We start from the raw sequence: 12,412 nt of genomic DNA, 5'->3' as shown, positions 1-12,412 counted from the left end.
CTCTCATTCATCTTCGATTACTACTATTATATAGGGAACAGGTGTATTTTGAAACTAAAAAAAGAACTCCCATATTACTAGTCAGCAATATGAGAGTCTTATATTTATTTCAGAATTATAAACGTTCTTCTAATTCTTGTTTTTTATCTTCGTAACCTGGTTTACCAAGTAATGCGAACATATTTTGTTTATATGCTTCTACACCTGGTTGGTTGAATGGGTTAACACCTAATTGGTAACCGCTCATCGCACAAGCTAATTCGAAGAAGTATACTAAATAACCGAATGTTTCTGGATCAATGCTTGGCACTTTAACCACTAAGTTTGGTACTTCGCCGTCTGTGTGCGCAAGTAATGTCCCTTCAAACGCTTTTGTATTTACTTCATCAATTGTTTTACCAGCAAGGTAGTTCAAGCCATCTAAATCATCTGCATCTTCTTCGATTGTAATATCGAATTTAGGATTTTCAACTTTAACCACTGTTTCGAATAAGAAACGACGGCCTTCTTGTACGTATTGTCCTAATGAATGCAAGTCAGTTGTGTAGTTAGCACTTGAAGGATAGATACCTTTGAAGTCTTTACCTTCAGATTCGCCGTATAATTGTTTCCACCATTCATTGAAGTATTGTAATGATGGTTCATAGTTGATCAACATTTCAGTTGTATAACCTTTAGCGTATAAAATATTACGTAATGTCGCATATTGGTATGCGATGTTTTCAGATAAGTCATCTGATTTCAATTCTTCACGCGCTTTAGCAGCACCATCCATCATCGCTTGGATATCAATGCCTGCAGCTGCAATTGGTAATAAACCTACTGCTGTTAATACTGAATAACGGCCGCCTACATCATCAGGCACTACGAATGTTTCGTAACCTTCATTTGTTGCTAATTGTTTTAAAGCACCTTTTTCTTTATCTGTAGTCGCAAAGATACGTGATTTTGCTTCTTCTTTACCATATTTATCTTCTAATAACTGTTTAAAGAGTCTGAAAGCAACAGCCGGTTCAGTTGTTGTACCTGATTTAGAAATAACGTTGACTGAATAATCTTTACCGTCAAGATATTCAATTAAATCATGTAAGTAAGTTGATGATAAGTGGTTACCCGCAAATACGATTTCAGGATATTCATCACTTGTTCTGAATGCTGAACTTAACATTTCAATCGCAGCACGCGCACCTAAATAAGAACCACCGATACCGATCACAACTAATACATCAGAATGTTCTTTGATGCGTTTAGCTGCTTCTAAGATACGAGAGAATTCTTCTTTGTCATAATCTACTGGTAAATCTAACCAGCCTAAAAAGTCGTTGCCTGCGCCTGTACCTTCGTGAATAACACGATGAATTGTTTTTAAGATTTCTTGTTGTTGTGTTAATTCGTGTTCGTCAACGAATTTTAAAGCTTTACTATAGTCTAGCTCAATATGTGTCATTTGAACTGCCTCCTGCTTTTTGATTTCACTCATATTTTACTAAATTTCTGATAATACAATCAATAAAACTGTCTATGAAATTGAAGGACTCGTCTTAATTGTGAAAAAATCGTCATTTTTTACTATTTTTCTAGGAAATAAAGCGTTGTACATTCTATAGTTTTTATGAATTTTGCATACATTTAGAACAAGCCTTGCTGTCATAGGGTATAAATGAGTGAGATTTCATCTTTTTGTATATTTATGTAAAATAATGGTTTATTTCTCATCTTCAATCTGCTATGATAATAACATGTTAAAAAATTCAAACTATTCTAACGAGGTGTAAAGATTATGAAGGATAAAATCGTATTAGCCTATTCAGGCGGATTAGATACTAGTGTGGCAGTAAAGTGGCTGATCGATAAAGGTTACGATGTAGTTGCTTGTTGTTTAGACGTCGGCGAAGGAAAAGATTTAGATCAAGTTTATCAAAAAGCATTAGATATGGGCGCAGTAGAATGCTATATCATTGATGCGACTAAAGAATTCAGCGATGACTATGTTGCTTATGCAATTAAAGGTAATTTAATGTATGAAAACACATACCCAGTTGTTTCAGCATTATCTCGCCCATTAATCTCTAAAAAATTAGTTGAAATTGCTGAAAAAACAGATGCAGTAGGTATTGCACATGGCTGTACTGGTAAAGGTAACGACCAAGTACGTTTTGAAGTAGCCATCAAAGCGTTGAACCCTAAATTGAAAGTATTTGCACCGGTACGTTCATGGGGTTGGAGTCGTGAGGAAGAAATTGATTACGCAATCAAAAATAACATTCCAGTACCAATCAACCATGACTCTCCTTACTCTATCGACCAAAACTTATGGGGCCGTGCCAACGAATGTGGTATTTTAGAAGATCCTTACGCAGCACCGCCTGCAGATGCATTTGATTTAACTCGAGAAATCGAAGATACACCAGATACACCTGATGAAATCGTTTTGAAGTTTGAAAAAGGAATTCCAGTAGAAGTCGATGGAAAAGCATATCCATTAGATGATTTAATTCTTTATTTAAACGACTTAGCAGGCAAACATGGTATCGGCCGTATTGACCATGTTGAAAACAGATTAGTCGGTATTAAATCACGTGAAGTCTACGAAACACCAGGCGCTGAAGTCATTCTGAAAGCACATAAAGCTTTAGAAACTATCACATTGACAAAAGATGTGGCACACTTCAAACCTGTGATTGAAAAACAATTCGCAGAACAAACCTACAATGGTTTATGGTTCTCACCTTTAACTGATTCATTAAAAACATTTATTGATTCAACTCAAGAACATGTCAGCGGTGAAGTACGTGTGAAATTATTTAAAGGTAATGCGGTTGTAAATGGCAGAAAATCTCCATATTCTCTATACAACAAAGAACTTGCGACATATACAAAAGAAGATGCCTTCAACCAAGAAGCAGCAGTAGGATTCATTGAAATTTACGGCTTGCCGACTGAAGTCAATTCTATGTTGCATGGGGGTTATTCACATGAGTAAAAAAGCCTGGGGCGGTCGCTTCCAAGCAGAACCTGAAGCGTGGGTAGATGCTTTTAATGCTTCTATTCACTTTGACCACCTATTAATAGATGAAGATATTCAAGGAAGTATTGCACATGCGACGATGCTTGCACAACAAGGCATCCTTACTTCTGAAGAAAGCGACACCATTATTAAGGGACTCCAGGACATCCAACAAGATTACCACGATGGTAAAGTTGAATTTACAGAAGCTTTAGAAGATATTCACTTAAACATCGAACATGAATTAATCGAACGTATCGGCTCTGTCGGCGGTAAGTTGCACACTGGCCGCAGCCGTAATGATCAAGTCGCAACAGACATGCATCTCTATACAAAGAAAGCAGTCAAAGAAATCATTGAATTGATTCATTCTTTACAAGAGACGATTGTTTCACTTGCAGATAAACACGTCAATACGATTATGCCAGGTTATACGCACTTACAACGTGCACAGCCAATTTCTTTTGCACATCATGTCATGACTTATTTCTGGATGCTTGAACGTGATAAAGCCCGCTTTAACGATGCTTTAAAACGTATCGATATCAATCCATTAGGTGCTGCTGCTTTAAGCGGTACAACGCATCCGATTGATCGTCAGAAAACACAAGAACTTTTAGATTTCGCATCACTTTATGAAAATAGTTTAGACGCTGTAAGTGACCGTGATTATATTGTCGAAACACTCAATGCGATTTCGCTTGTCATGATTCATTTATCTCGTTTCTCTGAAGAAATTATTTTCTGGTCAACAGATGAAGCAAAATTCATCACTTTATCTGATGCATTTTCAACAGGTTCATCTATCATGCCGCAGAAAAAGAATCCAGATATGGCAGAATTGATTCGTGGTAAAACTGGCCGTACTACTGGCCATTTAGTCAGCATGCTGATGACATTAAAAGGTTTACCATTAGCTTACAATAAAGATATGCAAGAAGATAAAGAAGGTTTATTTGATGCGGTGCATACAGTCACAGGCTCATTACGTATCTTTGAAGGGATGCTCGCTACTTTGACTGTGAATACAGACCGTTTAAACGAAACCGTACACAAAGACTTCTCAAACGCAACAGAACTTGCAGATTATTTAGTGGAAAAAGATATTCCATTCCGAGAAGCACATGCGATTGTAGGACAAATTGTTTATTGGTGTATTCAACACGATTGTTATTTACTCGATGTGCCACTTGAAAAATATCAAGAATTCTCACCTACTATTGATGAAACAATCTATAGTTATTTAAAACCTGAAAATTGTTTGAAACGTAGAAAAAGTTACGGTTCAACAGGACAAGAATCCGTACGTCATCAAATTGAAGTCGCAAAAGCTTTATTATAATACGAAAAACCATTACCCGAGCGTTATCAGGTAATGGTTTTTTTATTCGTTATGATTTATAAAATTAAAAGTAAAAAAAGACCCTACCAGTTTTCACTGATAAGGTCTTAATTTCGTTATGAGCTATAAATTTAAGCCCAACCACGATAGCGTGCTGCTTCTGCAGTACGTTTAATACCGATAATGTATGCTGCTAAACGCATGTCAATTTTACGGTTTTGTGCTAATTCATAAATATCATTGAATGCTGTGATTAATTTATCACGCATTTTTTCGTTTACTTCATCTTCTGTCCAGTAGTAACCTTGGTTATTTTGAACCCACTCGAAGTAAGACACAGTTACACCGCCGGCACTCGCAAGTACGTCTGGTACTAATAAGATACCGCGTTCGTGTAAGATACGTGTTGCTTCTAAAGTTGTAGGTCCGTTTGCTGCTTCTACTAAGATATCCGCTTTGATGTTTGGTGCGTTATCTTTTGTAATTTGGTTTTCAATTGCAGCTGGAATTAAGATGTCGCAATCTAATTCAAAGAGTTCTTTGTTAGAAATTGTTTCTTCAAATAAGTTTGTTACTGTACCAAAGCTGTCTCTACGGTCTAATAGGTAATCGATATCTAAACCTTCTGGATCAGATAATGCACCGTATGCATCTGAGATACCGACAATCTTAGCGCCTTTATCAAATAAGAATTTCGCTAAGAAGCTGCCTGCGTTACCGAAACCTTGAATTACAATTCTTGCTCCATTTAAATCAAGGTTTTTAATTTTAGCCGCTTGTTCAATCGCAATAACTACCCCTAATGCTGTTGAACGGTCGCGTCCTTCAGAACCGCCAAGCACAATCGGTTTACCAGTGATAAATCCAGGTGAGTTGAATTTATCTAATGCACTATACTCATCCATCATCCAAGCCATGATTTGTGAGTTTGTCATTACGTCTGGTGCTGGAATATCTTTAGAAGGTCCAACAATTTGTGAAATTGCACGTACATAACCACGAGATAATCGTTCTACTTCATGAATACTCATTTCACGTGGGTCACAGATGATACCGCCTTTACCGCCGCCGTATGGTAAGTCGACAATACCGCACTTCATTGTCATCCACATTGATAATGCTTTTACTTCATCTACGTTAACGTTCGGATGGAAACGAACGCCACCTTTAGTAGGTCCGACTGCATCATTATGTTGTGCACGATAGCCAGTGAAAGTTTTAACAGTACCGTCATCCATTCTTACTGGAATACGAACTTCTAAAAATCTTAAAGGTTCTTTCACTAAATCATACATACCGTCATCAAAACCTAATTTATGCAAAGCTTCTTTGATAATTTGTTGTGTCGATGCCACTAAATTATTGTTCTCAGTCATAATCCTTCTCGCCTCTTTTTCCTAACAATGATTTCGCTTTCATTTGTATTGTAACATAAGCGCTACCTTTTTAAAGGGTTTTCATTCCTTTTGTTACAACTTTTTGAACTCAGCTGAAAACCTTCTTAATTCTCTCTAATGCGTCATCAATTTCTTCCTTAGAAATAATCAATGGCGGCGCAAATCGAATCACCGTTTCGTGTGTTTCTTTGCACAATAATCCTTGTTCTTTTAATGCTTCAGCATATGGTCTCGCATTCTCTTTCAGTTCTAAACCGATGAATAAACCACGACCACGTACCTCTTTAATAGCTGGGTGATCAATCTTTCTTAATTCTTCTTGGAAATAATCACCGAGTTCTCTTGAACGTTCTGCGAGCTTTTCATCTACTAACACATCTAATGCCGCAATAGAAACTGCTGCAGCTAATGGATTACCACCGAATGTAGAACCATGTGAACCTGGTGTGAAGACATCTAACACTTCATGATCAGCTGCTACAGCTGAAATTGGCAGTACCCCACCGCCAAGTGCTTTACCTAAAATGTACACATCTGGTTTTACATCGTCCCAGTCTGTCGCAAACATTTTACCTGAACGACCTAAGCCAGATTGGATTTCATCTGCGATAAATAAGACATTGCGCTCATCCGCAAGTTCACGAATCGCTTTCATATAATCTTCAGGTGGTACATTAATACCCGCTTCACCCTGAATCGGCTCTACTAAAATCGCAGCTGTATTTTCGTTAATAGCTGCTTTTAATGCATCGACATCTCCGAAATCTACTTTTTTGAATCCCTCTAGTAAAGGACCATAACCGCGTTGATATTCCGCTTCAGAAGACAATGATACCGGCGCCATTGTACGTCCATGGAAGTTGCCGTTAAACGCAATAATCTCAGCTTTATCTGGATCAATACCTTTAACTTCATAAGACCAACGACGTGCAGCTTTAACCGCTGTTTCAACTGCTTCTGCACCTGTATTCATTGGTAAGATTTTTTCTTTGCCTGTTAATTCACTGACTTTCTCGTACCAGTCCCCTAAATTATCACTGTTGAACGCACGAGAAACGAGTGTCACTTTATCCGCTTGATCTTTTAGTGCTTGAATAATTTTAGGATGACGGTGGCCTTGGTTAACTGCTGAATAAGCCGCTAACATGTCCATGTATTTATTGCCTTCAGGATCTGTTACCCAAATACCGTCTGCCTCAGAAATGACAATTGGAAGTGGCGTATAGTTGCGCGCCCCATAGTGTTCTGTTTTTTTGATAATATCTTCTGTTCTTGTCATAAATGATTCCTCCTCTATATCCCTTTGTTTTTATTTTTCTTATAGAATGTCACTCCATTGTATAGTTTCCACACTTTAAAATATTTTTGAAAAAAATCACATTATAGATACCGCATAATGCGACTAGAGCTATAATGTGATTTGTGTTGCTTACTTCAATCTTCTTTCAAGTTGTTTATATTGTTATATTTTATAGGTGTTCAGATACTGTACGACCTTGTAGGTGAAGCACTAGATAGTCTGGGCCACCTGCTTTAGAGTCTGTACCTGACATTTTGAAGCCGCCGAATGGTTGGTAACCGACAACTGCACCTGTACAACCACGGTTGAAGTAAAGGTTGCCGACCATGAAGTCGCGACGTGCTTGTTCGAGTTTGAAGCGGTTATTAGAAATAACTGCACCTGTTAAACCGTATTCAGTAGCGTTCGCATATTCAATCGCTTGATCGAAGTCTTTCGCTTTACTGAAACCAACAACAGGTCCGAAGATTTCTTCTTGCATCACACGGCTGTCATAAGCTAAGTCCGCAAATACTGTCGGATATACAAAGTTTCCGACTTCATCGTCTACTTTACCGCCAGTTACTAAACGACCTTCATCTTCGCCGACTTTCAAGTAACTTTTAATTTTCTTCAATGCTTTCTCATCAATAACAGGTCCCATAAAGTTATTGTAGTCTGAAGCATCACCGACTGTTAAAGCTTCAGTTGCTTTTTGAACACGTTCTAATAAGTCATCGTAAATATCTTCTACTGCGATAACACGTGAACAAGCTGAACATTTTTGTCCAGAGAAACCGAATGCTGAGTAAACAATCGCATCAGTCGCAACATCTAAATCCGCTTCACTATCAACCACAATTGTGTCTTTACCGCCCATTTCTGCAATGACACGTTTCAAGTGGTTTTGACCTTCTTGGATTTTAGATGCTTTCTGCATAATGCTTGTACCGACATTTTTAGAACCTGTGAATGAAATTAAACCGACATCTTTATTTTCTACTAAGAAGTCACCGATATCACTAGAATCGCCAGGAATCCAGTTTACTACCCCTTTTGGAAGTCCTGCTTCTTCTAATACTTCCATAAATTTGTATGAAATAACCGGTGTGTTTGATGATGGTTTTAATAATACCGTATTACCTGTTACTACAGGTGCTACTGTTGTACCTGCCATAATCGCATACGCAAAGTTCCAAGGAGAGATAACGACAGAAACCCCGATTGGTAAATAATCAAATTGGTTGTATTCTCCTGGACGAGAGTTGACAGGTTTACCGTCTTTCAGTTCTAACATTTGACGTCCATAGTATTCCATGAAGTCAATCGCTTCTGCAGTATCAGCATCTGCTTCTTTCCATGGCTTACCGCCTTCTTTTGTAAGCAATGCTGAAAATTCGTGTTTACGACGACGTGTAATCGCAGCAGCTCTGAATAAAATATCTGCCCTAACTTCAGGAGCTACAGTACGCCATGTTTTAAACGCTTCTTTCGCCGCTTCTAATGCTTTTTCCGCTAATTCTTTATTCGCCTTAGAGACATAACCGATTGTCTCTTCTCTATTCGACGGGTTGAATGATCTTACTTTATCGTCTGTATAGATACGTTCACCATTAATAATGAGCGGATACTCTTTACCTAAGTCTTCTTCGACTTTTTTGAGCGCTTTTTCATAAGCCTCTCTGTTCTCTGCTTTTTGGAAATCTGTAAATGGTTCATGTTTGTACGGAATCATTTTTAATCCCCCTTTGTTTAATATTAAAAATGGTATAAGAAAGCCCTTACATTTCTAATGATTACATAAAACTCCTATGATGTAAAAGGAAAAATGCTTAAAATTACGAAAATTTAAAATAGTGTGATTGCACAAGACTGTCACGACAGGAAAAAGAAGATTCTACACAAAAATTAAAAAAGACCACACGATTAATACGTGCAGTCTTATATATAAATCTTAAACTTCCATATAATATGATTTCATTTCACTTACCAATGAATTAATGTTCACCTTTTTCTGGTAATGGATAGAAACCATTATCAAATTGTTTCCATAAGTTTGGTGGTAAATTATGATTATCTTCACGAGTCGGATCAAAGTAAGAAATAATATCTTCTGTACGACCTTCTTTAATCTTCTCAATGAATTCAGCATCTAACAAGATTTCTCGACCTAGCGCAATGAATTGTACACCTGTATTTAAAGCGTCTAGGGCCTCATCAGCGTTAAAGATTGAACCGATACCTACTAATGGGATTTTATCGTCAATCCACTCACGAATGAGCTCAATACGCGTTTTACCTTCATATTTGCCCTCTCTAGTTTTAGAGTGGATGTCCATCAGTGAAGCATGAAGATAATCTAGTGGTTTGCTAGATAAGTAACCTAATAATTCTTTAGTTTGTTCCATTTTAATGCCGTCTTCTTCTGGATCTTCTGGTGAGAAGCGGTAGCCGACAATAAAGTCTTTATCTGCGAATTTACGAACTGTGTTCAGCACTTCATCTACCACAGCAAGCGGATATTTATAAGGCTTGCTCCACTCATCTTGACGACGATTGTAGTGGCGTGAAACGAATTGGTGAATTAAATAATGGTTCGCACCATGAATTTCTACACCATCAAAGCCTGCTTCAATAACACGGCGTGTCGCTTCACCGAAAGCTTTGATTGTTTCTTCTATTTCATCAGGTGTAATTTCACGCGCATGATGTTCTTCTTGTTGGCCGAAACTCTTCAATGAAATCGGACTTGGCGCTACAACATCTCCTTCTGGTGTTAAGTTAGGTAGAGATTGCGCACCAGCATGATGAATTTGTACAAGTGCTTTTGCGCCATTTTTCTTCATGACTTCAGCTAATTGTTTTAATCCTTCAATATCTGAGTCATGCGCCACTGAAGGCTGACCTGGGAAACCTTTACCAATGTCTGTCACATTACTCGCAGCACTGACACTGATTCCTACATCTTTAGAACGTAACTCCATATGTTTCAGCTCATCTTCTGAGATGGTACCATCTTCATTAGATGATACGTGTGTCAATGGTGCAAGCACAAAACGATTTCTAATCTCTACTCCATTTGGCAGAGTATATGATTCAAACAATGGTTCATATTTCTTATCCATTTATACGTGCCTCCTAATTTATTTTTGTGTATTCATTTTAAAGCACCGATAAATAAATTAAAAAAGAATCGCTCAAATCATTTTGAAGACAAAATAAATAAAAGGCCAATATACCACATGCTTATCATGTCGTATATTGACCTTCATATGAGATTAGAGTTTATTTTCTCTAATCATTCTCTTAGACTGCGCAATCCAAACCGGTAAACGTTCTTCTAATGTTTGAAACCCGTATTTTTCGTTTTCTTTGATCTCATCCAAAACAGATTTTTTCTCTTTCTTACGTTCATAATTTTTAAAGTAGTCATTATCTTTTAATGACAAATTGAGTTTACCTTCTTCATCTATAGACAGTATCTTGGCTTTGACAATTTGTCCTTCAGATAAGAACCTATTTAAATTATGGACATAATCATTCATGATTTCTGATATATGAATGAGTCCTTCCGTGTTGTCAGGGGTTTCTACAAATGCGCCATAAGGTTGAATACCAGTCACTTTAACTTTTACGTGTTGTCCTGATTTATAGTGATTATTCAACTTAATAACCCCTTAATTTCGTATTATTTCTAACAATAACATCATAGCATAAATTAAAGAGGCTCACTAACCGTAACGGTATGATATTTTCGAATTTTTTGATTTATAGCGCAAATTTCACTGAAATAAATAAGATAAATCTCTACCTTAAAATTCCAATAAAAACACAAAAGCACCCCTGCTTTCGATATCAAATCGATCGCAGAGGTGCACACTTACTTAATCATTCTTTTGAAAGAACGGATTATTTTTCAGTGTTATCTTTGTCTTCATTTTTACGTTTTCTGAAGAACATCATTAAACCACCAATCGCAAACATTAATGAAGCATATTGTGGGTCGATAGATGAAACATCTTGACCTGTTTCTGGTAATGCTTTTGCTTTATTTTTGCCTGCATTTTCAGCTTTAGCTTTAGTTGCTCCAGCTTTTTCAGCTTTTGTACCTTTTGTAGCTTTTGTAGCTTTAGATGTTTGTTTATCTTGTGCTTTCACATCAGATTTTGTATCAGATTTAGCTGTACCTGGTGTAGATTCAGTTGTTTTTCCTGTTTCTTTCGCAGGAGCTTTAACTTTTTCTAGACCATTCAATGCAGTTTCAACAGCTTTAGTTGCTTCTTTAATATCTTGAACAGAAACATTATCTGCTTTTTCAACAATGACTTTTCCATCTACAACTGCTTGATCTAATTTGTCAACAGATTCTGGAGTGTATTTAGATTTATCAATTGTTTCAGTTTTATCTAATGCTTTTTCAAGTTCAGCTAAAGCGTCTGCTTTGGCTTTCGCAACTGCATCTGCTTTATCTTGAGCCGCTTTAGTTTCAAGTGCTTTTTCTAAATCAGATTGTGCTTTGTCCACAGATTCTTGAGTCGCATTTTGATCTGCTTCAACAGTCACTGCTGTATCTAATGCGTCTTTTACAGCATTGTCTTCTTTATCAGTCACGTTTAAGTCTAAACCTTCAGCAGTTTTAATCACTTTTTCAAGTTCTGATTTATCTGCTTTAGTTACTAAGCTTGATTGTGTTGATTTCAAGACTTCTGTTGCTTTGACAACTTGTTCTACTGTTACAGATTCTGGGTTATTTACGATACCTTGTGCCACTGCTTGTGCTTCTTCGAATGGAACAACACTGTTTGGTGTGAAGTTATCTTTAATCACTGTTCTTGAGCTTGCAAGTTGTACTTTCAACGCTTCTAAAGCTTTGTTGAAGGCATCGACTTTATCTTGAGCCACTTTATTTTCGATTGCTTTTTCTAACTCAGAAGTTGCTTTATTTACAGACTCTTGCGTTGCGTTTTGATCTTTTTGAACAGTTACTGCAGTATCTAATGCATCTTTTACAGCTTTGTCTTCTTTATCAGTCACGTTCAAGTCTAAACCTTCAGCAGTTTTAATCACTTTTTCAAGTTCCGATTTATCTGCTTTGGTTACTAAGCTTGATTGTGTTGACTTCAAGACTTCAGTTGCTTTGACAACTTGTTCTACTGTTACAGATTCTGGGTTATTTACGATACCTTGTGCCACTGCTTGTGCTTCTTCGAATGGAGCAACACTGTTTGGTGTGAAGTTATCTTTAACCACTGTTCTTGAGCTTGCAAGTCGTGCTTTCAATGCTTCAAGTGCTTTGTTGAACGCTTGTACTTTTTCTTGATCAGCTTTGTCTTGAGCTGCTTTATTTTCAAGGGCTTTTGCTAAATCAGCTTGAGCTTTGTCGACTT

Annotated in this window: 9 protein-coding genes; 2 read left to right on the top strand and 7 right to left on the bottom strand. The window is 37.1% G+C overall.

Features of this window, described 5'->3' with window-relative positions; genetic code table 11:
* Positions 1 to 115: 115 nt before the first annotated feature.
* The gene (locus HMPREF2846_RS03930; protein WP_070625800.1) at positions 116 to 1,447 is read right to left on the bottom strand and encodes a glucose-6-phosphate isomerase; all 1,332 of its coding nucleotides are present in this window, start codon (positions 1,445 to 1,447) and stop codon (positions 116 to 118) included.
* 333 nt (positions 1,448 to 1,780) lie between these two features.
* On the opposite strand from HMPREF2846_RS03930, the gene HMPREF2846_RS03925 reads away from it, so the two are divergent.
* Positions 1,781 to 2,983: an argininosuccinate synthase gene (locus HMPREF2846_RS03925; protein WP_070625798.1), complete on the top strand. Its 1,203-nt coding sequence runs from the start codon at positions 1,781 to 1,783 to the stop codon at positions 2,981 to 2,983.
* On the top strand, positions 2,976 to 4,349 hold the full coding sequence (gene argH / locus HMPREF2846_RS03920) for an argininosuccinate lyase (RefSeq protein ID WP_070625795.1): 1,374 nt from the start codon (positions 2,976 to 2,978) through the stop codon (positions 4,347 to 4,349). Before HMPREF2846_RS03925 ends, argH begins: the two co-directional genes overlap by 8 nt.
* Positions 4,350 to 4,480: 131 nt before the next feature.
* Here the strand turns inward: argH and HMPREF2846_RS03915 are convergent, their stop codons facing one another.
* The 6 genes from HMPREF2846_RS03915 to HMPREF2846_RS03890 form a co-directional block, all read right to left on the bottom strand.
* On the bottom strand, positions 4,481 to 5,725 hold the full coding sequence (locus tag HMPREF2846_RS03915; protein ID WP_002481866.1) for a Glu/Leu/Phe/Val family dehydrogenase: 1,245 nt from the start codon (positions 5,723 to 5,725) through the stop codon (positions 4,481 to 4,483).
* A 109-nt stretch (positions 5,726 to 5,834) separates the two neighbouring features.
* Positions 5,835 to 7,025 carry an ornithine--oxo-acid transaminase gene (locus tag HMPREF2846_RS03910; protein ID WP_070625793.1) on the bottom strand — a complete coding sequence of 397 codons (1,191 nt, stop codon included), beginning with the start codon at positions 7,023 to 7,025 and terminating at the stop codon, positions 5,835 to 5,837.
* Positions 7,026 to 7,215: 190 nt separating this feature from the next.
* Positions 7,216 to 8,760, bottom strand: coding sequence for an L-glutamate gamma-semialdehyde dehydrogenase (gene pruA / locus HMPREF2846_RS03905; protein ID WP_002481864.1), 1,545 nt, complete (start codon positions 8,758 to 8,760; stop codon positions 7,216 to 7,218).
* A gap of 262 nt (positions 8,761 to 9,022) precedes the next feature.
* Positions 9,023 to 10,150, bottom strand: a complete 1,128-nt coding sequence (locus HMPREF2846_RS03900) for an NADH-dependent flavin oxidoreductase (protein WP_057510783.1) — start codon at positions 10,148 to 10,150, stop codon at positions 9,023 to 9,025.
* A gap of 153 nt (positions 10,151 to 10,303) precedes the next feature.
* On the bottom strand, positions 10,304 to 10,690 hold the full coding sequence (gene ygs / locus HMPREF2846_RS03895) for a S1 domain-containing post-transcriptional regulator Ygs (RefSeq protein WP_002481862.1): 387 nt from the start codon (positions 10,688 to 10,690) through the stop codon (positions 10,304 to 10,306).
* Positions 10,691 to 10,934: 244 nt separating this feature from the next.
* A partial coding sequence (locus HMPREF2846_RS03890) for an LPXTG cell wall anchor domain-containing protein (protein WP_141751860.1) occupies positions 10,935 to 12,412 on the bottom strand: 1,478 nt, incomplete at its 5' end.

Origin of the sequence: Staphylococcus sp. HMSC056G08 (genome assembly GCF_001812305.1) — a bacterium.
GTDB classification, from domain to species: domain Bacteria; phylum Bacillota; class Bacilli; order Staphylococcales; family Staphylococcaceae; genus Staphylococcus; species Staphylococcus simulans.
This window is presented reverse-complemented; position numbering and strand designations above follow the sequence as displayed.